This is a genomic window from Flavobacterium sp. Root186, from assembly GCF_001428525.1.
Taxonomy (GTDB): domain Bacteria; phylum Bacteroidota; class Bacteroidia; order Flavobacteriales; family Flavobacteriaceae; genus Flavobacterium.
Window position 1 is genome coordinate 46,405 of record NZ_LMHW01000002.1, and the last position, 20,900, is coordinate 67,304.

23 protein-coding genes are annotated in these 20,900 nt (G+C 33.3%); 17 read left to right on the top strand and 6 right to left on the bottom strand.

Annotated elements, in window-relative coordinates; all coding sequences use genetic code 11:
* The first annotated feature begins 15 nt into the window (after positions 1 to 15).
* Entirely contained in the window at positions 16 to 243 is a 228-nt protein-coding gene (locus ASD98_RS02510; RefSeq protein ID WP_035632488.1) for a CDGSH iron-sulfur domain-containing protein, read from the top strand.
* Positions 244 to 300: 57 nt separating this feature from the next.
* Here ASD98_RS02510 and ASD98_RS02515 read toward each other — a convergent pair whose 3' ends face one another.
* The 3 genes from ASD98_RS02515 to ASD98_RS02525 form a co-directional block, all read right to left on the bottom strand.
* Positions 301 to 1,203, bottom strand: coding sequence for a PhzF family phenazine biosynthesis protein (locus ASD98_RS02515; RefSeq protein WP_056199755.1), 903 nt, complete (start codon positions 1,201 to 1,203; stop codon positions 301 to 303).
* A 163-nt stretch (positions 1,204 to 1,366) separates the two neighbouring features.
* Positions 1,367 to 1,924: a YdeI family protein gene (locus tag ASD98_RS02520; RefSeq protein ID WP_056199757.1), complete on the bottom strand. Its 558-nt coding sequence runs from the start codon at positions 1,922 to 1,924 to the stop codon at positions 1,367 to 1,369.
* A 5-nt stretch (positions 1,925 to 1,929) separates the two neighbouring features.
* Positions 1,930 to 2,439: a hypothetical protein gene (locus ASD98_RS02525; RefSeq protein ID WP_056199760.1), complete on the bottom strand. Its 510-nt coding sequence runs from the start codon at positions 2,437 to 2,439 to the stop codon at positions 1,930 to 1,932.
* 907 nt (positions 2,440 to 3,346) lie between these two features.
* On the opposite strand from ASD98_RS02525, the gene ASD98_RS24085 reads away from it, so the two are divergent.
* The 12 genes from ASD98_RS24085 to proC all read left to right on the top strand — a co-directional run bounded on the left by ASD98_RS24085 (position 3,347) and on the right by proC (position 15,955).
* Positions 3,347 to 3,517: a hypothetical protein gene (locus ASD98_RS24085; RefSeq protein WP_199866264.1), complete on the top strand. Its 171-nt coding sequence runs from the start codon at positions 3,347 to 3,349 to the stop codon at positions 3,515 to 3,517.
* A 70-nt stretch (positions 3,518 to 3,587) separates the two neighbouring features.
* Positions 3,588 to 4,130 carry a hypothetical protein gene (locus ASD98_RS02540; RefSeq protein ID WP_056199769.1) on the top strand — a complete coding sequence of 181 codons (543 nt, stop codon included), beginning with the start codon at positions 3,588 to 3,590 and terminating at the stop codon, positions 4,128 to 4,130.
* Positions 4,131 to 4,395: 265 nt separating this feature from the next.
* Positions 4,396 to 4,962 carry a hypothetical protein gene (locus ASD98_RS02545; RefSeq protein ID WP_056199772.1) on the top strand — a complete coding sequence of 189 codons (567 nt, stop codon included), beginning with the start codon at positions 4,396 to 4,398 and terminating at the stop codon, positions 4,960 to 4,962.
* Between the two features lie 24 nt (positions 4,963 to 4,986).
* Positions 4,987 to 6,537, top strand: a complete 1,551-nt coding sequence (locus ASD98_RS02550; protein WP_056199776.1) for a patatin-like phospholipase family protein — start codon at positions 4,987 to 4,989, stop codon at positions 6,535 to 6,537.
* A 91-nt stretch (positions 6,538 to 6,628) separates the two neighbouring features.
* Positions 6,629 to 7,525, top strand: coding sequence for a hypothetical protein (locus ASD98_RS02555; RefSeq protein ID WP_056199779.1), 897 nt, complete (start codon positions 6,629 to 6,631; stop codon positions 7,523 to 7,525).
* 24 nt (positions 7,526 to 7,549) lie between these two features.
* Positions 7,550 to 8,959 carry a T9SS type A sorting domain-containing protein gene (locus tag ASD98_RS02560; protein WP_056199782.1) on the top strand — a complete coding sequence of 470 codons (1,410 nt, stop codon included), beginning with the start codon at positions 7,550 to 7,552 and terminating at the stop codon, positions 8,957 to 8,959.
* A gap of 178 nt (positions 8,960 to 9,137) precedes the next feature.
* Entirely contained in the window at positions 9,138 to 10,409 is a 1,272-nt protein-coding gene (gene serS, locus ASD98_RS02565; protein ID WP_056199785.1) for a serine--tRNA ligase, read from the top strand.
* 113 nt (positions 10,410 to 10,522) lie between these two features.
* A complete protein-coding gene (locus ASD98_RS02570) occupies positions 10,523 to 12,304 on the top strand; it encodes a tetratricopeptide repeat protein (RefSeq protein ID WP_056199788.1) in 1,782 nt (593 codons plus the stop codon).
* 92 nt (positions 12,305 to 12,396) lie between these two features.
* Positions 12,397 to 12,708: a DUF4286 family protein gene (locus ASD98_RS02575; protein ID WP_056199791.1), complete on the top strand. Its 312-nt coding sequence runs from the start codon at positions 12,397 to 12,399 to the stop codon at positions 12,706 to 12,708.
* 239 nt (positions 12,709 to 12,947) lie between these two features.
* Entirely contained in the window at positions 12,948 to 13,733 is a 786-nt protein-coding gene (gene rsmA, locus ASD98_RS02580) for a 16S rRNA (adenine(1518)-N(6)/adenine(1519)-N(6))-dimethyltransferase RsmA (RefSeq protein ID WP_056199794.1), read from the top strand.
* Positions 13,717 to 15,066: a magnesium transporter gene (mgtE, locus tag ASD98_RS02585; RefSeq protein WP_056199797.1), complete on the top strand. Its 1,350-nt coding sequence runs from the start codon at positions 13,717 to 13,719 to the stop codon at positions 15,064 to 15,066. The genes rsmA and mgtE overlap by 17 nt, the downstream gene beginning before the upstream one ends.
* A 112-nt stretch (positions 15,067 to 15,178) precedes the next feature.
* Positions 15,179 to 15,955 carry a pyrroline-5-carboxylate reductase gene (gene proC, locus ASD98_RS02590; protein ID WP_056199802.1) on the top strand — a complete coding sequence of 259 codons (777 nt, stop codon included), beginning with the start codon at positions 15,179 to 15,181 and terminating at the stop codon, positions 15,953 to 15,955.
* A 166-nt stretch (positions 15,956 to 16,121) separates the two neighbouring features.
* Here the strand turns inward: proC and ASD98_RS02595 are convergent, their stop codons facing one another.
* The 3 genes from ASD98_RS02595 to nhaA form a co-directional block, all read right to left on the bottom strand.
* On the bottom strand, positions 16,122 to 16,421 hold the full coding sequence (locus ASD98_RS02595; protein WP_056199806.1) for a hypothetical protein: 300 nt from the start codon (positions 16,419 to 16,421) through the stop codon (positions 16,122 to 16,124).
* A 164-nt stretch (positions 16,422 to 16,585) separates the two neighbouring features.
* A complete protein-coding gene (locus ASD98_RS02600; protein ID WP_056199810.1) occupies positions 16,586 to 17,131 on the bottom strand; it encodes a hypothetical protein in 546 nt (181 codons plus the stop codon).
* Between the two features lie 67 nt (positions 17,132 to 17,198).
* On the bottom strand, positions 17,199 to 18,344 hold the full coding sequence (gene nhaA, locus ASD98_RS02605; protein ID WP_056199910.1) for a Na+/H+ antiporter NhaA: 1,146 nt from the start codon (positions 18,342 to 18,344) through the stop codon (positions 17,199 to 17,201).
* A gap of 280 nt (positions 18,345 to 18,624) precedes the next feature.
* Here nhaA and ASD98_RS02610 point away from each other — a divergent pair, with 280 nt between their 5' ends.
* The 4 genes from ASD98_RS02610 (at position 18,625) to ASD98_RS02625 (ending at position 20,803) form a co-directional block, all read left to right on the top strand.
* The gene (locus ASD98_RS02610; RefSeq protein WP_056199812.1) at positions 18,625 to 19,572 is read left to right on the top strand and encodes a 2-hydroxyacid dehydrogenase; all 948 of its coding nucleotides are present in this window, start codon (positions 18,625 to 18,627) and stop codon (positions 19,570 to 19,572) included.
* A gap of 209 nt (positions 19,573 to 19,781) precedes the next feature.
* Positions 19,782 to 20,153, top strand: a complete 372-nt coding sequence (locus tag ASD98_RS02615) for a DUF805 domain-containing protein (protein WP_056199815.1) — start codon at positions 19,782 to 19,784, stop codon at positions 20,151 to 20,153.
* 21 nt (positions 20,154 to 20,174) lie between these two features.
* The gene (locus ASD98_RS02620; protein ID WP_056199818.1) at positions 20,175 to 20,453 is read left to right on the top strand and encodes a TM2 domain-containing protein; all 279 of its coding nucleotides are present in this window, start codon (positions 20,175 to 20,177) and stop codon (positions 20,451 to 20,453) included.
* Positions 20,454 to 20,539: 86 nt separating this feature from the next.
* Positions 20,540 to 20,803: a TM2 domain-containing protein gene (locus tag ASD98_RS02625; protein WP_056199821.1), complete on the top strand. Its 264-nt coding sequence runs from the start codon at positions 20,540 to 20,542 to the stop codon at positions 20,801 to 20,803.
* The last annotated feature ends 97 nt before the right edge of the window (positions 20,804 to 20,900 follow it).

Here is a 20,900-nt window from a genome sequence, read left to right on the forward strand (position 1 = left end):
CAAAAAAACAAGTTTATGAGCAAGACAAAATTAATCATCAATAAAAACGGATCGATCAAAATAGAAGGTGATTTTGAAATCATGGATCCGGAAGGAGTACTTTACGGTTTACAAGGAAGATCTGCACTTGGGCTTTGCCGTTGTGGATTATCTAATAACAAACCATTTTGCGATGGTGGACACAGAAACAATTTCGAACATGATTCTGTTGCATTTGATTTACCGCCAATGAAAACGAACTAAATCTTTACTTAGTTTTGAATATAAAAAAAGCTGCATTTTCTGGATGCAGCTTTTTGTTTATATATAAAGTTCCCCTTTCATCGTAATAATCGAAGAACCGCCTACTAAAATATCTTCTTCACGATTCATAACTTCAATCATTGAAGCCTGTTTTAATTTGACACCTTGAAGAATTTTATACTCTTTCTCAGATTTAGTGAATTTCTTTTGTGTTAAAAAGCCAATTAACGGGCCAGCAGCTGTTCCCGTTGCCGGATCTTCAAATATCCCGATTATTGGGTTAAAAAATCTCGTTTCGACTATATGTTCCTGACCTTCATCGGCAATAGTGAAACAATAAAAACCTTCAAAATTATATTCTTTTGAGATTTCGATTAAGAGTTGATTATCTGGAACACAGCTGTTAAGTAATTGACTGTTTTTTATGGGAACCATTGTGTGAGCGACTTCTGTTTTAACTATTGTTGGAACAAAAGCATTCACATCTAAATCTTCAATTTTTAAACCGAGAGCTACCGCAATTCTATAAGTTGGTATTTCTTGTTTGATCACTGCCGATTTTTGATGCATTTGAACAACAGGATAAAAAGTAACCGGATCAAAACTTACAGTTAACGGAATTGGGGAACGCTTCATAATTACAAAAGGTTCGCTTTCATTTTGCTCGTCAAAAATGGGCATTCCTTTTAGTAAAGCACCGCAGACTGCACCTAATAGATTATGGCCTGCGCCGTCGATTTCAATTCCGGTTGGAGTAAACGAACGAACATTTAGTGCTTTCTTTTCTTTAGAATAATACACGAAAGAAGTTTCAGAATAGCCAAATTCTTTAGAAATATCCTGATAGGTTTCTAGTTTTAGATTTCCATCGGTAAAAACTACAGAAAGCGGATTTCCTTTATAGCTTTCGTTTGAAAACACATCTAAAACATAATATTCTAATGCTGTTCTTCCTTCCATTCCTTAATTTCTTTTGTTTTTTTGAGGGAATAAAATTACGGTTTATTATTGTAAATAACCTACAGGAAAAATACCCATTTTTATAGTTATTTTGTTAAAAGAAGTTCGCTTTCTGAATCACAAATTTCAGGTTGAACGGTTGGTAGAATATGCTTTCATTACTTTACAACATTCGTTTTCCTTCAGCGCTAAATTTTATTGCTTTCTCTAATCTTGCAAGTCTGGTTTTTTCTTGTTTGGCGCTCATAATTACGTGAATTATTACTTTTTTGTATGATGGCGCCTGATTGCTGAAATATTCCCAAGCTGTTTCATTAGCTTTAAATTGCTTTTCGAATTCAGGGTCGAGAACATACGCTTCATTTTCATGCGAGTAAATTTTAGATCTTTCTTCCGATCTGTGTTCGAAAGCTTTTATTCCGGCTTCTTTCATCAATCCGGCTTTTGTGAGCACTTCGACTTTTTTAATGTTTATAACACTCCAAATACTCGACTTTTTTCTTGGCGTAAATCTAATCGTATAACTTTCCTCGTCAATAGTTCTTCGAATGCCGTCAATCCAGCCAAAACAAAGTGCCTGATCTACAGATTCTGACCAGGTCATAGATGGTTTTTTGGTGCTCACTTTATAGAAACCAACGACAAGTTCGGTTTCTTTTTGATAATGCTTTTCTAACCATTCTCTAAATTTTTCCTGGGTTGGGAAGAAGGTTGGGTTCATATTTATTAGTTCTCTTTTAAAGGTGGTGGTGGAGGCGGTAGAAAAGAAGTTAAATCACCAAAATCTATAATTTGTTTTGTTGATATAAACTTCAGATTTTTTTTAAAATAAGCTAAAGAATCGATGTAGTTATAAAGTTCTTTAGGTGCATTATTTCCATAGATAGAAATTGACTTGCTCTTGCCATTTACAATGATATTTATTAAACAGCTATATCCGTCGCATAAATTTTCTTGGTGATATTCAGAGCTAAACTTGTTAAAGTCTAATTTTTTGAAATATTTGTTTAATTTTATTTTTTCTTCACTTTGAATTATAGCGTAAAAATTTCCTTGAGGTTCTGGAAATCTTTTTTGAAAAAATACAGTGTCACTTTTGGTAAACTTAATAGAAATGGAATGACGCAATCCACTTTCAGATAAAACCAAACTGTCAAATGGAAATTCTGTTGTTTCTTCTTTTTTGCAGCCGAAGAAAAGACATCCGATTGTAATTAATAAAACTGTTTTCTTCATAATTTAAACGAACAAATTAGCGATTGCTCTAACAATCCATAAAAGTATAATAAATAACAGAAAAGAGAATTGTACTTTATTGACTTTTTGATTTCCAAATTTTCTAACGAATAATCTATCAATCAATATAACTAGAGAAACAGGAATCAAACCCATTAAAATATAAATTCCCAATAAACTATCTTCCGCAGAATTTTCTGTTATCAGGATTATGGAATAAATTATTCCTGCTAAAATGGAGAGAATTCCTAAAAGGAAAAATAGAGTTAGGTTTTTGGGGAAGTTCATATAGTTCTGCTGATTATTCTTCTTGCACGAAAGAAAATTACAATTGAAATAATAAAATTAGTAAAAAGATAAAACCCAGTTATAGCTTCATGTCTAATTATTTCGAAACAAACGGTTACGACAAGCAATATTGAAAAAAAAATATTAAACCAGCCAATAAGTATTAGCAGAAAAACTTTTGATTGATTTGATTTCCAAATCTTTAAAAATGAAAACAAAAGAATTAATATACCTAATCCTGAACTAATCCAGCAACTCCATATGTAAATAAAAAGTGTTTTAAAGCCACTAAAAAGAACAGGGTTGTCAAAATAATAAATAAAAAACATAACGACTGACCAGATATTGGTAATTAAAAGAGAAAGAAGTAAACTTTTGTAAATAATGTTTTTCATGGTTTGGTGGTTTTTGGTTAAATATTGAAATTTACACTATTACATTTATCATGCCGAAGGTTTTGTCAATTCAATTTTGGTTTTATCGAGTCCTATACAGTTTCTATTCTGAAATTAAATTAACTTTAGTTTTGAAAGATTCTAGAAAACAATATAGTCTTTAAGAAAAGCAGTAAATTTGTATTTGTCGCTTTTTTATTTTGAAAAATTAAATAATCTAAACCATGGCAAAGGGACCCGAAAAAAACACCAAAAACAAAGCTTTGCATACCAAATTACTAAATCGGAAAAAGGCTAAACTTCAAGAAGAAAAAAGAGAACGCGCCTTGCGTTTGAAAGAATTAGTTGCAAAAATCAATGAAAAAAAGAGGAACGACGAACTTGATGCCAAATAAATCAGATTGTATTTCTTTTCTGTTTTAATTTGCTGAAATTTGCAAAAACAAATCTCAAAACAAAACTCAAATGGAGGAATTCGGTAGAATAATAGTTTCTGAAACAGCAATGAAAAGTGAAAATCCGCAGGATGTTATTCACTCTAATATTTCGGTAATCAACTTAATGCGTGAAGAAGGTGTAGACGACGAATTTATTCACGAAGATGCATTGACAAGTTACTATCTCGATTATTACTATTCACAATATACCGAAGGAAATTTTTCGCAGTTTGTCTACAATTCAGGCTGGAACAAAGAACTAAACGAATTGATTGAAGAAGGCCTGGCTTTAATTGGTGCCGAAAAACACTTAGAATTATTTCTGGAGCAAAGCAAAAAAGTGAAACTAATAAGCAATATCAAGCTGGGGAAATTCCTGAAAGCGAAATTAGAAGGCGTAAATCCGGTTCGTGATTCATTAAACAACGACATTTTTTTTGAATTAGAAGAAAATCTGGCCCAACTAAATGCCAATTTCTTAAAAAACCATCCCGATTTTGAAGTGCTTTCTGTAGACGAAATGTTTGCGGATTTAGAGGAATTTGTTGGGCATGAAATTAAGAGAGCGTAGTTTTTTCTACCGCAAAGATTCACAAAGGTTTCTCGCAGAGATTCACTAAGTTTTTTTGTTTTAATCTCGCAAAGTCGCGAAGTCGCAGAGAAAATAAAAACTTTGCGACTTCGCGACTTTGCGAGATTAATTCACACTTCTTTAAATATTCTTTGCGAATCTCTGCGAAAAATCTCTGCGAAGCTTTGTGAAATAAACTCACGTAAACACTTCTTTCTGAATTAATTGATTTAAATTTAGTTCCGTATAAATAATAGCGTTATTTATGGAAGAACTTACTCATATTAAATCAGTTATCGGAATCATTTTGGGTTTGAGTTTAACACATCTCATAAAAGGATCCGTAATCTTTATTCAGCATCCGGGGCGTAAGAAAATCTATTTCGTGCATTCGCTTTGGGTATTTTATGTTTTTTTACTGCTTATTCATTTTTGGTGGTGGGAATTTAATCTCAAACTAATCCACGAATGGTACTTTGCCGACTATTTTTTCATTATCTGTTATATTTTGATTTACTATTTACTGTCAGCTATTTTATATCCGGACGATTTGGTAGATTATACCGGATATGAAGATTATTTTTACTCTCGAAAAAAATGGTTCTTTTCGATTTTAGCCATCAGTTTTATAGCTGATATTGTTGACACGGCAATAAAAGGAGGCGACTATTTTTTATACAATCAAACCGAATATTATGTCCGCATTATAAGTCATATTATTCTATGTTTTGCAGCAATAAAATTCAACAACAAAATGTTTCACACTATTTTAGTATCACTTTTTATTCTCTACGAACTCTCCTACATACTGAGATTGTTTAATGTTGAATAGCGATATTAATTAAAAGAATTTAGCATGAAAATTAAAAAGCTGCAGCTGATATTGCTGCTTCTGGTTTTTTTGGATAGAGGATTTTCTCAAAATAAAATCAATCTTTTTTCAGAGATCAATTACAATTCGATTCCTGCCGTTTCTTTATCGGATTATAAATCGGTTCAGGAGAGAGATCAAAAATTTCAAAACCCACATATTGCACTCGGAATCGGGATTTCTGGAGGTGGATCGCGTGCACAGTTTTTCAGTATGGGTGTTCTTCTCGGACTTGAAGAAATTGACGAAAACTATTTGCAGCGCAATTTTTTAAATGAAATCGATTATTACTCAACAGTTTCGGGTGGTTGCTTTTCGGCGGGATATTATTTAACCGTTTTAAAAAACAAACTGCATCATGATAATTGTTCTTTTAATGAATTTTACTTTTCAAAAGCCGATGCTTTCAAAGATTATGTCGATAAATCGGCCAATATTTTATCACTTTTAAACAACAGCCGAAACGAAAAAGGAGATAAAATACCAATGACACAGCGTATTGATGCGGATATTTTGCAATATGATGTGACAAATCCTGATAACAAAGATAAATTTGACACTCAAATGCTTTTGTCTGATTTTTTTGTTTCAAAAGAAAGCAAAAAAGAACCTTCACTTCCAATGTTTGTTGCCAACGGAACCGCTTTTAACAACGGCGAACGTATTCCGTTTATGCCCCACATCATCAAGGGTTTATCAATAGATGAATCACTCGCACCAAATAAAGCTGATCTTGTTTTGAATGAAAATAAAATAAACGACGGCTATAATTTTCCGGTTACTTACGGTATTACGGCAAGTTCTGCTTTTCCGGGCGTTCTTCCAAAGGTGAAATTTGGCATTAAAAATCAGGATAAAATTTTATGTATTATTGACGGCGGCGCTTCAGACAATACGGGTTATAAAACTCTGGTAGAACTTCTTCATTCGGATACTACAGTTGATGATAAAAACAAAAAAGCACTTTTTATCGATTGTCTTGGGCAGGGAAAAAAAGAACCTTACATCAACGACACAAAAATTGGATTGCTTTCTCTTTTCGAAACCGCTTCACTTTATACTGTTCAAACCCGATATATGACTTTTGATAAGGATATAGAAAACACCTTTGAACGCTATAAAATTCCGATAAAAAATTATCAGGTTATTGGTTTTACTACCATTCGAAATCATTTACAAAAAATGCAAAAAGATGAAAAGTATGAAGAACTCGTAACAGAATTAAAAAATACAAGCGACGATTCTGCTGGTTGGTTTAAATTATATACTGATTTTAAGACAGATATTGTAAACAAATTCGGCGAAAGCGCATTCAAAAAAAATAAGGATGGTGAGATAATTGCAGCAACACTTCAAAAAGATAAATTTTCAGAATTTACGGCTGGAGAAATTTTATTAATGTATGAATACACCTCGCACATTGAAACAAAACTGAGAATCAGACCCGAAGAAAGAGATATTCTGCTTTTGGCAGGACGATTTGCGGTGTTTTTAAAAAACAATGAATTAAGAGAATTATTAGTAGAATATAAATAATTTACCAATTTTATTAAATTTTTGATTTTATTTAAAAAGCTAAGTAAGAATATTTTATATTTGATAGCCCCTAATTTTAAAATCAACACCAATGAAAATTAAAACCTACTTAATTCTCAGTGGCATTTTTCTATTTCTATATTCCTGTGGAAAAAATGAAAAACAGATCATTGACGAAAACGCCCCATCGTTAGCCGTTCAGTCTGAAAGCCCAAAACCAGCCGAACAGCTTCTTTTTAGAAAAAGTGAAGACATTGTTCCTTCCGAAGAACTCAATTTGAGTCTGCTCAAAAAAACCGCCGAAAATCTAAACATCAAATATTCAAATATTAAAATTGAAGATGTAAGTTCTATTCGTTACAACGGCGAAACTACTTTTTTTGTCATTTGTATTATCAATAAAAACAAGAAAGTAAAATCAAGCGAAGAAGATTTAGGCAATTACTACGAAAGAAAATTCGTATTTGTTAATAATGAAGACGGAAAAATTCTGGCAGAAGAAACCGATAAAAATCTTGGTTATTACGAAAATGAAGGTTTAAGAGTTGCAAAAACTTATATTTTAAATAATGTATTGCAGCTTAATGACAAAACTCCGGCCATTGCTTTTAGTACAGAAGTATATTCAAATAGCAGAGTTGTAATGTATTCTGAAGAAAAATTTACCATTGTGACTCTTGATGGAAACAGAATGAGAAAAGTTTTATACGAATATCCAATTCGATCAGCAAACGGAGATTCAAACGGAGGCGGAACCTATCAAATAGAAACCTTAGAAACCGGAATAAGCCTTTCTGATTCGCAAACAAAGGGTTTTTATGATTTATTAGTTTCGAAAATCTATACTTATGAAGACGCTGCCGAAGAAGATTTAGAAAACGATATTCAACAAAAAAGCGATCTAAAAGTCAAAAAAGAATTCCAAAAACTGAAATTTGACGGAAAAACTTATTCTTTTAAAAAAGACGATAGGAATCGATTTTTGTAATTTCGCATTCAATTGAAACTAAAAATGTCTAAAAAAATCTTTTTTGCTGTACTCATTTGGCCTTTTTTCTTGCTGGCTCAGGAAAAACAAAAAGAGGCCCCTGATAATGTTACGCGCTATTTTTATGATGATAAAGTAGTTTCGGTCGAAATTTGGTTCGGTGCAGATAAAAAACAAGACAGTTCTAAAACCTATTATCCGAGCGGAAAGTTAAACGAAGTTTTCTATTTTGATAAAGAAGGACTTAAAGACGGAGATTGTTTTCAGTATAATTACCAAGGCGAAAAACTCGTAACCTGGAATTTTGCACACGGAAAAATGACGGGCAGAACAGATCATAAACTTCCGTTTAACAAAGACCGTGAAGAATCAGTCAAAAAAGCCTTAAAAATGCTCACGGATATTAATGCAAGAACCAATTTTAACCCAACGAGTATTAATGATTTGTATAACCGAGGTGTTTTAGGTATAAGTCTTGGTAATAATACTTTAGCAATTGAGGATTTAAAAAAGGTTGAATTTGCAATCGATAAAGATCCAAAAAACAAAAATTTAGCACAATCTGATTCTGCTCAAAAGAAAACCGCAGTCTTTCGAAGTAAGCTTTATGATCGAATGGGAAGTGTCTATGCTTCACTCGAAATGGAAAGCTTTGCGTATAATTATTATTTTAAAGCGATTAAGAATGCACCAGCCGATTATCGCATATTATATAATTTTGCAACATTGTTGCAAAAACGAAAATCGTACGATTTAGCACGCTACTATTTAGAGAAAATTATAAAAGAAAAACCTGACCATGCCTACGCATACTGGGCGCTTTCCAGGTTATTGAGTGATGAAGGCGAGTATGAAAAAGCATTTGAAAATATCGAAAAAGCCTTTCAATATGAAAAGGTAATTAACGAACGAACTCCAGCTTACGGAGGAAGAGATTTAAGAACAACCCGAGGTTTGCTTTATCATAAACTGGGAGAATCTAAAAAAGGAATTGCCGATTTGAATGCTGCATTAGAAATGGATAAAAACAATTCGTATGCAATGAAAAACCTCGGAATAATTTATCTCGACCAGAAAAAGTATGACGAAGCCTGTAAGTTATTCCAAAAAGCAAAAGAACTTCATTACACTTTGATATACGATGAAAATGATCTGGATTCGCTTTTAGAAAGTGCATGTAATAAACATCCTTTAGAAAAATCACTTAAAAACAAACCTTTTGTTTTGCCAAATCCGGCGCTGACAACCATTTCAATAGAAAACTTAAACGCTAAAAATTTTGATTTTGAATTCTTTAATTTCGAATCAAAATCAGTTTTAAAAGGGAAAACCAGCGACGGAAGTATAAATATCATTGGTCTGGATTCTGGATTTTATATCTTAAAAGTGACACTTGGAGATTCTATAGAAACTTTTAAAGTGATCAAAGAATAAATCTATTCTAAAACTTCGTTTAAAAACAAAAACGCTCCGTGCATCTTTGCGCCAACTTCGTGTATCTCTGCGAAATCTGCGAAATAACTTTAGACTAAACTTTGTATGTAATCTTAGCAAACATTTCCTTAAATTTGCTTCCGTTATTAAAAAATACAATAGTTATAAAAATCAAGCTATGTTACAAATCGCATTTATTAGAGAAAATCAGGAGAAAGTAATCAAGGCTTTAGCAAAACGAAATATCGATGCTAAAAGCGTTGTTGAAGAGGTGGTGCAATTAGACGAAAATCGTCGTGCAACTCAAGTGGAATTAGATAATACTTTAGCTGAATCTAATAAATTGTCCAAAGATATAGGCGAATTAATGAAAGCGGGTGAGAAAGCTAAAGCAGCAATCTTAAAAGAAAAAACAGTTTCATTAAAAGAAAAAAGCAAAGAACTTGGTGAAAAAGCAGAAGCTTTAGCGGTTGATTTAACGAATAAATTATACACGTTGCCAAATCTTCCGGCAGATATTGTCCCTGAAGGAAAAACTCCAGACGACAATTTGAATGTTTTTCAGGAAGGCGATATTCCGGTTTTACATGAAGGCGCACAGCCGCATTGGGAGCTGGTAAAAAAATACGATATCATCGATTTTGAATTAGGTGTAAAAATTACCGGAGCAGGTTTTCCTGTTTACAAAGGAAAAGGAGCTCGTTTGCAGCGTGCTTTAATCAACTATTTTTTAGATAAAAACACAGCCGCAGGATATAATGAAGTTCAGGTTCCGCATTTGGTAAACGAAGCTTCAGGTTACGGAACAGGACAATTGCCAGATAAAGAAGGGCAGATGTACCATTCAACAATTGACGATTTATATTTGATTCCAACTGCTGAGGTTCCGGTTACGAACTTATTCCGCGATGTTATTTTAAACGAAAGTGAATTACCGATTTTGCATACAGCTTATACACCATGTTTTCGTCGTGAAGCAGGTTCTTACGGAGCGCACGTTCGCGGATTAAACCGTTTACATCAGTTTGACAAAGTAGAAATCGTTCGCATTGAGCATCCGGATAATTCATACGCAGCTCTTGACGGAATGGTGGAACATGTAAAAAACATTCTTCAGGAATTGAAATTACCATATAGAGTTTTACGTCTTTGTGGAGGCGATATGGGTTTCACATCGGCTTTGACTTACGATTTTGAAGTATTTTCTACAGCGCAGGACCGCTGGTTAGAAATTAGTTCAGTTTCTAACTTCGAAACTTTTCAGGCAAACCGCTTGAAATTACGTTTCAAAGACAAAGACGGAAAAAACCAATTGGCTCACACTTTAAACGGAAGTTCATTAGCATTGCCAAGAGTTTTAGCCGGAATTTTAGAAAATTACCAAACGCCGGAAGGAATCGTAATTCCAGAAGTTTTACGTCCTTACTGCGGATTTGATATAATTGACTAACTTTAGTATGCAGTTTTAGTTTACAGTCTCAGTTTCAGTTTACAGTTTTAAAACTGAACTTAAAGCCGGGACTGTAAACTGCGACTAAAAATGCCACATTAAAAAACTGAAATATGAAAAACATCTTTATCTATATCGTTTTGTTGTGGTCTGGTTTTGCATTCTCGCAAAACGAACAGTTAGCGAATAATTACTACGACAAAGGTGATTTTGAAAAAGCAAAAATCATTTACGAAGACCTTTTAAGAAGTTCACCATCCAATACCCAATATTTTTTACGAACGATAGATTGTTATCAGCAATTGCAGCAATTTGATCTTGCAGAAAAAACAATTTTAAGTCGTTACAATGCCTATAAGCAAGGTGTTTTTTTAGTTGAATTGGGATACAATTATCAATTACAGAAAAACGAATCTAAAGCCAAAAGTTACTACGAACAGGCAATTGATAAAATCAAAACCAGTCCAAATGATGTTTACGGAGTTGGAAATGCTTTTGAAAAAAAGGTTTTATTAGAATATGCCTTAAAAGCGTACCAAACTGCCATGCAGGTTCAGCCGAATTATAATTTCAATTTTCAGATTGGAATGTTGTACGGCCAATTAGGAAAAACTGATTTGATGATCGATCTTTTGCTAACAGAATCATATAATAATCAGCAGAATGCTAATTTAATCCAGACGCAGTTATCTCGTTTTATGAATGGAGAAACTGATAATACGGCCTTTAAAGACGCGATGCGAAAAGCGTTGATTTTAAGAACACAGAAAGAGCAGGATGTTTTTTGGAATCATTATTTAAGCTGGTTTTATGTACAGCAGAAAGAATTTGGAAAAGCCTTTATCCAGGAAAAAGCCATTTACAAACGCGAACCGGAATCATTAATTAGTATTGTAAACTTAAGTCAGTTTGCATTGAATGAAGATGATACCGAAACAGCTTCCGAAATTCTGAATTTCATTCTTCAAAATACAAAAGATACGGATTTACTGATTCACAGCAACGCCAGTTTAATGCAGATTAAAATTGATAAAGCGCAGGAAAAAGATTATCCGGCCATTACAACTGAATTGCAGCAATTACTGGTTACTTATGAGATAAATCCTTTTACCTTATCTTTGCAATTAATTCAGGCACATTTCCTGGCTTTTAATTTAAAAAAGACAGAAGAAGCCAAAGCAGTTGTAAAAAGAGCTTTAGAATTAAATTTAAATGCTTATCAGCAGGCTGATGCAAAGATGGAGCTGGCAGATATTTTGCTTTTAGAAGAAAAGTTCAATCAGGCCTTGATTTATTATTCTCAAATTCAGCTGGATTTAAAGAATGATGTCATGTCGCATGAAGCAAGTTTGAAAGCGGCAAAAACAAGTTATTTCAAAACCGATTTTGAATGGGCTTTAAAACAATTTAAAGAATTGAAATCGGCAAACACGCAATTGATTGCCAACGACGCTCTTGAATATTTCTTACTGATAAATGATAATACCGTTGCTGATTCAACTCAAACGGCTTTAAAACAGTTTGCAAAAGCCGATTTTTTACTTTATCAGAATAAAAAACAAGAAGCAATTACACAGTTTCAAAATATTCTAAAAACCTTTAAAGGACAGGAAATCGAAGCTGTAACATTGTTGCGTTTAGGTCAAATATATGAAAGTCAGAAGGATTATACTTCGGCTTTAAGCCAATACCAGCAAATCATTGACAATCACAGCGACGGAATTTATGTAGATGAAGCGCTGTTTTTCTCGGCAGAAATTTACAACGACGAGTTAAAAGATATAGAAAAGGCTAAGCCTTTATATGAAAAGGTAATTTTTAACCATCAGGATAGTATTTACTTTGTTGATGCCAGAAAAAAATACCGCGAGTTAAGAGGGGATAAGAATTTATAAAATAGATCTTAGATATTAGACTGCTTAGATTTTTAGACTTTTCTAAAATCTAACGATCTAATAAGTCTAACGATCTAATAATCTAAAAACAAATGATAATTTACAATATTACTACCAATATACACGAAAGCGTTCACGATCAATGGTTAAAATGGATGCAGGAAAAACATATTCCGGAAATTCTGGCTACTGAGAAATTCTCTTCGGCACGAATTGTAAAAGTTTTAGTTGAAGAAGAAATGGGCGGAATCACGTATTCGGTTCAATATACAACAGATAGTAAAGAAACTTTAGAGAAATATTATATTGAGGACCAGCCGCATTTTGACAGAGAAGCTTTAGAATTATTTGCAGATAAAATGCTTTCTTTCAGAACGGAGCTGCAGGTTATTTCGGAACATTAATTTAGTATTTCAGTCTCGGTATTCAGTTTTCAGGAAACAGAATTGCCCAGAAATTTGACAGATTAAACGGACTTATACAGATTATTAGATTTAAAATTTGTGCTAATTTGTGGAATTCGTGGCAAAAAAATATAAAGCTTTGAGTCTTTGAGCCTTTGTGGCAAAAAAAGTGAAATAAGCTTTGACCCTTCGCTCCAAAAAGAATACTTTTGCGCCCTTGTGGCAAAACAAGAAAGAAAATGGAAAAAGTAAAAGCCAAAAAACATTTAGGACAACATTTCCTTAAAGACGAAAGTATTGCAAAAGCAATTGCCGATACTTTGAGTTTAAAAGGATACGAGGAGGTTTTAGAAATAGGACCAGGGATGGGTGTGTTGACTAAGTATTTGCTTGAAAAGCCAATAAATACACATGTTATTGAAATTGACACAGAATCGGTGGTGTATTTAGGTGAAAATTATCCAAAATTAAAAGATCAGATTATCTCTCAGGATTTTCTAAAGTATAATATTAACGAAGTTTACAAGGATAAGCAATTTGCTATAATTGGAAATTTCCCTTATAATATTTCGACTCAAATTGTTTTTAGAACATTAGAGTTTAGAGATCAGATTCCGGAGTTTTCCGGAATGTTTCAAAAAGAAGTTGCAGAGCGAATCTGCGAGAAAAAAGGATCAAAAGCTTACGGAATCTTATCCGTATTGGCTCAGGCCTTCTATGATACTGAGTATTTGTTTACTGTAGACGAAAATGTTTTTATTCCTCCGCCCAAGGTCAAGTCGGGTGTGATGAAAATGACCCGAAAGGAAGATTATAGTCTTCCGTGTGGTGAAAAGTTATTTTTTACGGTTGTAAAAACTGCTTTTCAGCAAAGACGAAAAACATTACGTAACAGTTTGAAAACATTAAATTTATCAGATAAACTGCGAGAAGACATTATCTTTGATAAACGTCCCGAACAGCTAAGCGTTGACGAATTTATTGTTTTGACTCAAAAAATAGAAGCCGATGGAGTTCAAAGTTAGCAAAGAATTTATTCATCAATTAGAAGATTTAATCGTTAAGAAAAATGACAATGAACTTGAAGTTTTACTTAATGATCTTCACCATGCTGATATCGCCGAAATCCTTGAAGAATTAGATTTTGACGAAGCAACTTATATTTTCAAAGTTTTAGATAGTGATAAAACTGCAGAAATTCTTCTTGAATTAGAAGAAGACTTGCGTGAGAATATCTTAAGCCGACTTTCTCCTAAAGAGATTGCCGAAGAGCTTGATGAGCTTGAAACAAATGATGCGGCCGATATTATCGCTGAACTTTCGCAGGAAATTAAGGCAGAAGTTATCTCTGAGTTACTTGACGTAGAACACGCAAAAGACATTGTTGAATTATTACGCTATGATGAAAATACGGCGGGTGGTTTGATGGGTAAAGAACTTGTAAAAGTCAATGAAAACTGGAATGTTTTAACCTGCGTAAAAGAAATGCGAATTCAGGCAGAAAATGTTTCGCGAGTTCATTCTATTTATGTTGTTGATGATGAAAACCGCTTAAAAGGCCGTTTATCTCTTAAAGATTTATTGACAACTTCGACCAAAACTCAAATTGGAGATATTTATATTCGAAAATTAAATTTCGTGAACGTAGATACCGAAGATGTTGAGGTAGCCCGTATTATGCAAAAGTACGATTTAGAGGCGATTCCGGTTGTGGATGAACTGGGACGTTTGGTTGGAAGAATTACAATTGATGATATCGTAGACGTAATCAAAGATGAAGCCGATAAAGATTACCAATTAGCAGCGGGTATTACACAGGATATTGAAACAAACGACAGTGTTCTTGAATTAACAAAAGCGCGTCTGCCTTGGCTTTTAATTGGGATGGTAATCGAGATTGTCGCTTCTTTTGTTTTGAAAGATAATGAAAGCGCTTTCCAGAAATATTCGACCTTAATTATTTTTGTACCCCTGCTTTCGGCTACAGCCGGAAATATTGGAGTTCAGGCATCGGCAATTGTTGTGCAGGGTTTGGCAAACGGAACCTTGAAAGAATTCAGCAAAAGTTATTTTAGTAAAGAAGTTACCGTTTCGATGATTTCCGGAAGTATAATTTCCCTGCTTCTGCTGGGATACCATTCTCTTATGTACGGACAATATTTAGTAGGAATTGCTATTTCGATCTCTATGATAGTGGTCATTATGTTTGCCGCAATTTTAGGAACCTTGGTACCGCTTTTTCTTCATAAAAATAAAATCGACCCCGCAATTGCAACCGGGCCATTTATTACTACAACTAATGATGTTTTTGGAATTATGCTCTATTTTGGAGTAGCCAAATTGATTCTTGGGTTTTAAATTTTTGCCACAAATTAATAGATTGCAGTGATTTAAAATCCTTAAAATCTGCGTAATTTACAGCCGAAAAATATGCTGTTAGCCAGCCCAGAATAAATTAAAACCAAGCAGGATGAAAGTACACATTATAGGGGGAGGAAACCTTGGGGTTTCTATTGCCTTGGGAATTGCAAAATTTTCTAAAAACAATCAGGTTACCGTAACAAGAAGAAACACTGCAAGTATTCAATATTTAGCCGAATACGGGATTACGGTTTCTAACGATAATAAACATAATATTCAAGAAGCCGATGTGGTAATTTTAACCATAAAACCGTATCAGGTTGATACCGTTTTGTCTGAAATTTTACCGGTAATTCAAAACAAAACAATCGCTTCTGCCGTAAGCGGATTGTCTCTTGATGTTCTTCAAACAAAAACAAATAACGAATACCCTGTTGTGCGTATTATGCCAAATATTGCTGCGCAGTTTGGGGAATCGGCTACATGTATTTCTTTCCCTGAAAAAGACAAAGAAAAAGCATTGCCAATTGTGGACTTATTTGAGGATTTAGGAACGGCTCCTGTAATCGACGAAAAATTAATGGATGCAGCGACAGTTTTAGGCGCGTGTGGAACTGCGTATGCTTTAAGATATATTCGTGCTTCTATGCAAGCGGGAATCGAAATTGGATTTGATTCTAATACCGCTCTCGCAATTGCTGCACAAACCGTAAAAGGAGCTGCAAAAATGTTATTAGAGGAAAAAGTACACCCAGAACAATTAATTGACCGCGTAACAACACCACAAGGTTGTACAATTGTCGGTTTAAATGAAATGGAACATAATGGTTTCAGTTCGTCTTTAATAAAAGGAATAAAGACTTCTTTAAAGCAAATCAAAGGGTAGTTTTTTAAAATTTCAATATTTAAAATTCCAAATTCCAATTTTTGTTGGAGTTTGGGATTTTTTGTTTTTGGAATTTTAATAGATTGTCAGTCTGAGCGAAGTCGAAGACCTTATATATGACAAATCCCTTCTACTTCGCTCAGGATACAGCTGTTATAATAGTCGTTTAAGCAAAAACTTCAAAATGCTCGACTTTCTCTTCAAACTCTAATAAAAAGTCATCATCTTCAGGATAGTATTTTGCTTTTTCGAAATCGTCTCCGGCAAAATTTTTAATTACTTCTACGTTTTTCCAATACGTAATTATTGTAAAATGTGCTTCGTTGTCTTTTATATTTCTTAAAAAAGACAGTTTCACAAAACCAGTAGTTTTTGAGTAATCAGGAATTGCAGTCTTTTTAATGAATTCGGTGTAAGTTTCATAATCTTCAATTCTTGTTTTTCCGTGCCATATTCTTGCGATCATAATATTGAATTTAAAGTTATTTTAGGCTTTTTGTCATTCCGAGGAACGAGGAATCTTCGCAAGTAGCTCCGCAATATAATGCCTCAATCTTTGTCGAGTTTTCTTACGAAGATTCCTCGTTCCTCGGAATGACAATATTGTGGAGAAAATTGGAATTTGGAATTTTATTTTTGAGATTTAATTAATTGAATATATTTCCTCCCACATTCTGAAAGCTTTGTATAAGAATTCATCGAGTTGCCATAATTTTGAATAGTAAGCGTGTCTTTTGAATAACCGGCTTCGATTCCAACTGGGATTTCTAATTCTTTTGTAGATGTTTTAGAATCCGAAATAGAATCATTTTCTTCTTCATGGCTTATGTCGCCTTCATATTCATCCCATTTTATACCTTCTAAAATCAAATATTTTTCTCCATATTTTTGGATTTTAAAAGTTGCAATTCCTTTAAGTTCTCTAGTTTTTGTTTTTAAGAAATAAGCATAACCATTTTTTGTTTTTGTTATTTCTAATAAGAGTCTACATTCACCTGAATCGTTTTCCTCGGGTTTAGTTTCATAAGTGCCTTCTATCCATTTTTTGTCAAATGGCTTTTCTAAAGTAACTGAATTTTTTGAAATGGCAGGTTCAGGAGATTCAGAAGCGTTTTTTTTGTCGTTACAAGAAAAAAGCAAGGCAAAACTAAATAGTAAATAGTAATACTTTTTCATTTTTCGAATTGAGGTTATTTTTAAAAATTAAATCTGTTTATATCTGCGAAAATCTGTGTGCCAAAAATTAAGCGCTTTTATTTTTTGAGAGAACAAACTTTAAATAAGCAAATCCGAGAACGCCGGAAAGTACAGAGGCTATAATAATTGATATTTTAGAATAAAGAATTGTTTCAGGATCTTTAAAAGCCAGAAGCGTAATAAAAATAGACATTGTAAAACCTATTCCGCCCAGCATTCCGGCACCCAAAATATGCGCCCATCTTAAGTTTTTCGGTAACGCACATAAACCGGCGCTTACTCCAATGGAAGAAAAAAGAGCAATTCCTAAAGGTTTTCCGATTACCAGACCAAGAATAATTCCAAATGTATTAGGATGGTTTAATCCGGCATGCCAGTCAGATTCTATGGCGATACAAGTATTGGCAATTGCAAACAAAGGCAGAATAATAAACGCTGCAGGTTTGTGTAAAAAATGCTGTAATTTATAAGATGATGATTTTTCGCTGCCGTCTCCAAACGGAATCACAAATGCTAAAATAACACCTGTTATTGTTGCATGAACTCCAGAGTTTAGCATGAAGTACCACATTATGATGCCTCCAATTAAATACGGAATCAGGTTGTAAATTTTCATTCGGTTTAAAGCAAATAATAAAATCCAGATTCCTAATGCAATTCCTAAATTTAAAAATGCAATTGATTGAGTGTAAAAAACAGCAATGACAATTATAGCACCCAAATCGTCTATAACGGCAAGTGCAGTTAAAAAGACTTTTAAAGACGCAGGAACTTTGTTTCCTAAAAGAGATAAAATTCCAATCGCAAAGGCAATATCTGTCGCCATCGGAATTCCTGCACCATTTTGCGTTGCCGTTTTAAAATTTAAAGCAAGAAATATGGCGGCTGGAACCAGCATTCCGCCAAAAGCAGCCATAATAGGCAGCGAAGCATTTTTTATATTCGATAGTTCGCCATGATAAATTTCGCGTTCCAGCTCTAAACCAATCAATAAAAAGAAAATGGTCATCAATCCGTCGTTGATCCAATGTGTGATCGAGTGTCCGCCCAGATCTTTTTCCCAAAAAGCAATATATTCTGGACCATAAGACGAATTTGCCACATACAAAGAAATAATCGTGACAAATAATAGAAGCATTCCTCCTGATTTTTCGTTTTCAAAAAAGGCTTTAAAAGTCTTGGTTAATTTCATTTTAGAAAGATTGTGTGATTTAAAAAAGAGAGAATTTCTTTGAGGCTTGTTTTTCAAAGTTAAAAAAAATCTGACCAATAAAAAAAGTTTAGGGACAAAGCTGCAAAGGGACAAAGTTTTTTAATGATACTATATTATTAAAAAAGATTAGTTCAATCTACATCCTAAAGCTGTTACGAATGCGTGTAATAAATCTTTGCGCTTTGAGACTTTGCGAGATTAATAATTAAAGTAACTTTTAAAGAATTACTGTATTTTTGTTTTAGTTAAAATAAAAAAAATGAGCATAAAAATTCTTCATATCGACAGCAATCATCCCATTCTTTGGAAACAACTGGAAGAAGCCGGTTTTGAAAATCACGCCGATTTTAAATCTTCCAAAGAAGAAATTGAAGCAAAAATTCAGGATTATAACGGAATTGTAATTCGAAGCCGATTTAAAATTGATAAAACATTTTTAGACAAAGCGACCAATTTGCAGTTTATTGCACGGGTTGGCGCGGGTTTAGAAAGTATTGATTGTGATTACGCCTTATCTAAAGATATTGAACTAATTGCTGCTCCCGAAGGGAATTGTAATGCAGTTGCAGAGCATACTTTAGGGATGATTCTTTCTCTCTTTAATAAATTGAATATTGCCGACTATGAAATTCGCTCAGGACAATGGAATAGAGAAAGTAATCGTGGCCATGAACTTGATGGAAAAACGGTAGGGATTATTGGTTATGGAAATATGGGTAAAGCATTTGCAAAAAAGCTTAGAGGGTTTGATGTTACCGTTTTATGTTATGACATTCAGGATAATATGGGAGACGAAAATGCCAGACAAGTTTCATTAAAGGAACTTCAGGAAAAGACAGATGTGCTGAGTCTGCATATTCCGTGGACGCCTGAAACCGATAAAATGGTGGACTCGGCATTTATTAACGAATTCAAAAAACCAATATGGATAATTAATACTTCGAGAGGCAAAAACATTGTTACCGCCGATTTGGTCGAGACAATGAAAGCAGGGAAAGTCCTTGGCGCTGGTTTGGATGTTTTGGAATATGAAAAATTATCTTTTGAAACACTTTTTCAGGATAAAAATACTCCCGAAGCTTTTCAGTATCTATTAGATGGACGAAAGGTGATTTTAACACCTCACATTGCCGGATGGACTTTTGAAAGTCACGAGCGTTTAGCGCAGGTTATTGTAGATAAAATAAAAAAAGTTTATTCTAAGTAATTATTGATATCAGAATTTAATTACTTCTTAATTTTGAGAAAATCACTTTAGATTTTAATAACAAGGCATTTCTGTAAAAGTAATGTGTATAATTAGTTTTTAAAATTAATTTTGTTTAATATTGTTTCCAATTTTTTTAACAAAATTTTAAATAAGGAGAAACTGAAAATCCTAAAAAGAGTAGGGATAAACGAACTAATTTATTAATTATGATTGAATGGTACAAAAAAGTGGTTTTTGAAAACTATGCAAATTTTAATGGAAGAGCAAGAAGAAAAGAATATTGGATGTTTTTCTTGGCAAATTTTATTGTAAGTTTTGGTTTAGGTTTTATCATGGGATTACTTGCGCCTAGTTTAGCATTGATTGCAAATGTTTATAGTCTGGCTGTTTTAATTCCTTCGATTGCAGTTGGTGTTAGAAGATTGCATGATACAGGTAAAAGCGGATGGTTTCTACTTATTCCAATTTACAACATTATTTTGCTTGCTACTGAAGGCGATAGAGGTGTAAATGAATATGGACCAGATCCTAAAAATGAATTTGACGAAGTCAATGAAATTGGAAAAGCTGAACTTTAATTAAAATTAAACGATATAAAAATGGAGACTACAAAACCAGAATCTTGGAATACACCATCAGAACCAAAAGCAGAAAATAAAAAAGTTGTTGCCGGAATTCTTGGGATCTTATTAGGAGGATTTGGAATTCACAAATTTATCTTAGGATATACACAAGAAGGAATTATTCAAATAGTAATTACTCTTGTTACTTGTGGAATTGGAAGCATGATTGGTTTCGTTGAAGGAATCATTTACCTGACAAAATCAGACGAAGAATTTTACCAAACTTACCAAGTAGGTAAGAAAGGCTGGTTCTAAAACATATTGAATCCCATTCGTGCATAGCAAATGGGATTTTTTTTGCCCGATTATTTTTTAATTTGAACATTAATTTTAATAAAACTATGGAAAATACACAATCAGAATTTGGAGGACCAAAACCAGAAAACAAAAAAGTTGTTGCTGGAATTCTAGCCATTTTATTAGGAGCATTAGGAATTCATAAATTCTATTTAGGATATAGCAAAGAAGGAATTATTCAGCTTATTTTAGGCCTTTTATGCGGAGTAGGAGGTATAATTGGTTTAATCGAAGGAATTATTTACCTGACAAAATCAGATGAAGATTTTTATCAAACCTACCAGGTTGGTAAGAAAGGCTGGTTTTAATCCTGGAAAGTAAAACGAACTAGTTTTTAAACAAAAATTGTAAATAAAAAATCCCATTTGTATAAGCAAATGGGATTTTTCTATTTGAAGTAAATCT

Bases quoted from the DNA above. Each gene is read 5' to 3' on its own strand.
- ASD98_RS02520 (WP_056199757.1), bottom strand. From the start codon at position 1,924: ATGAACCCAACCTTCTTCCCAACCCAGGAAAAATTTAGAGAATGGTTA.
- ASD98_RS02540 (WP_056199769.1), top strand. From the start codon at position 3,588: ATGGAGGAATTCGGTAGAATAATAGTTTCTGAAACAGCAATGAAAAGT.
- ASD98_RS02600 (WP_056199810.1), bottom strand. From the start codon at position 17,131: ATGAAAAAGTATTACTATTTACTATTTAGTTTTGCCTTGCTTTTTTCT.
- ASD98_RS02615 (WP_056199815.1), top strand. From the start codon at position 19,782: ATGATTGAATGGTACAAAAAAGTGGTTTTTGAAAACTATGCAAATTTT.
- ASD98_RS02575 (WP_056199791.1), top strand. From the start codon at position 12,397: ATGATAATTTACAATATTACTACCAATATACACGAAAGCGTTCACGAT.
- ASD98_RS02560 (WP_056199782.1), top strand. From the start codon at position 7,550: ATGTCTAAAAAAATCTTTTTTGCTGTACTCATTTGGCCTTTTTTCTTG.
- ASD98_RS02515 (WP_056199755.1), bottom strand. From the start codon at position 1,203: ATGGAAGGAAGAACAGCATTAGAATATTATGTTTTAGATGTGTTTTCA.
- ASD98_RS02550 (WP_056199776.1), top strand. From the start codon at position 4,987: ATGAAAATTAAAAAGCTGCAGCTGATATTGCTGCTTCTGGTTTTTTTG.
- ASD98_RS02620 (WP_056199818.1), top strand. From the start codon at position 20,175: ATGGAGACTACAAAACCAGAATCTTGGAATACACCATCAGAACCAAAA.
- proC (WP_056199802.1), top strand. From the start codon at position 15,179: ATGAAAGTACACATTATAGGGGGAGGAAACCTTGGGGTTTCTATTGCC.
- ASD98_RS02570 (WP_056199788.1), top strand. From the start codon at position 10,523: ATGAAAAACATCTTTATCTATATCGTTTTGTTGTGGTCTGGTTTTGCA.
- ASD98_RS02510 (WP_035632488.1), top strand. From the start codon at position 16: ATGAGCAAGACAAAATTAATCATCAATAAAAACGGATCGATCAAAATA.
- serS (WP_056199785.1), top strand. From the start codon at position 9,138: ATGTTACAAATCGCATTTATTAGAGAAAATCAGGAGAAAGTAATCAAG.
- nhaA (WP_056199910.1), bottom strand. From the start codon at position 18,344: ATGAAATTAACCAAGACTTTTAAAGCCTTTTTTGAAAACGAAAAATCA.
- ASD98_RS02610 (WP_056199812.1), top strand. From the start codon at position 18,625: ATGAGCATAAAAATTCTTCATATCGACAGCAATCATCCCATTCTTTGG.
- ASD98_RS02555 (WP_056199779.1), top strand. From the start codon at position 6,629: ATGAAAATTAAAACCTACTTAATTCTCAGTGGCATTTTTCTATTTCTA.
- ASD98_RS02625 (WP_056199821.1), top strand. From the start codon at position 20,540: ATGGAAAATACACAATCAGAATTTGGAGGACCAAAACCAGAAAACAAA.
- ASD98_RS24085 (WP_199866264.1), top strand. From the start codon at position 3,347: ATGGCAAAGGGACCCGAAAAAAACACCAAAAACAAAGCTTTGCATACC.
- rsmA (WP_056199794.1), top strand. From the start codon at position 12,948: ATGGAAAAAGTAAAAGCCAAAAAACATTTAGGACAACATTTCCTTAAA.
- mgtE (WP_056199797.1), top strand. From the start codon at position 13,717: ATGGAGTTCAAAGTTAGCAAAGAATTTATTCATCAATTAGAAGATTTA.
- ASD98_RS02525 (WP_056199760.1), bottom strand. From the start codon at position 2,439: ATGAAGAAAACAGTTTTATTAATTACAATCGGATGTCTTTTCTTCGGC.
- ASD98_RS02595 (WP_056199806.1), bottom strand. From the start codon at position 16,421: ATGATCGCAAGAATATGGCACGGAAAAACAAGAATTGAAGATTATGAA.
- ASD98_RS02545 (WP_056199772.1), top strand. From the start codon at position 4,396: ATGGAAGAACTTACTCATATTAAATCAGTTATCGGAATCATTTTGGGT.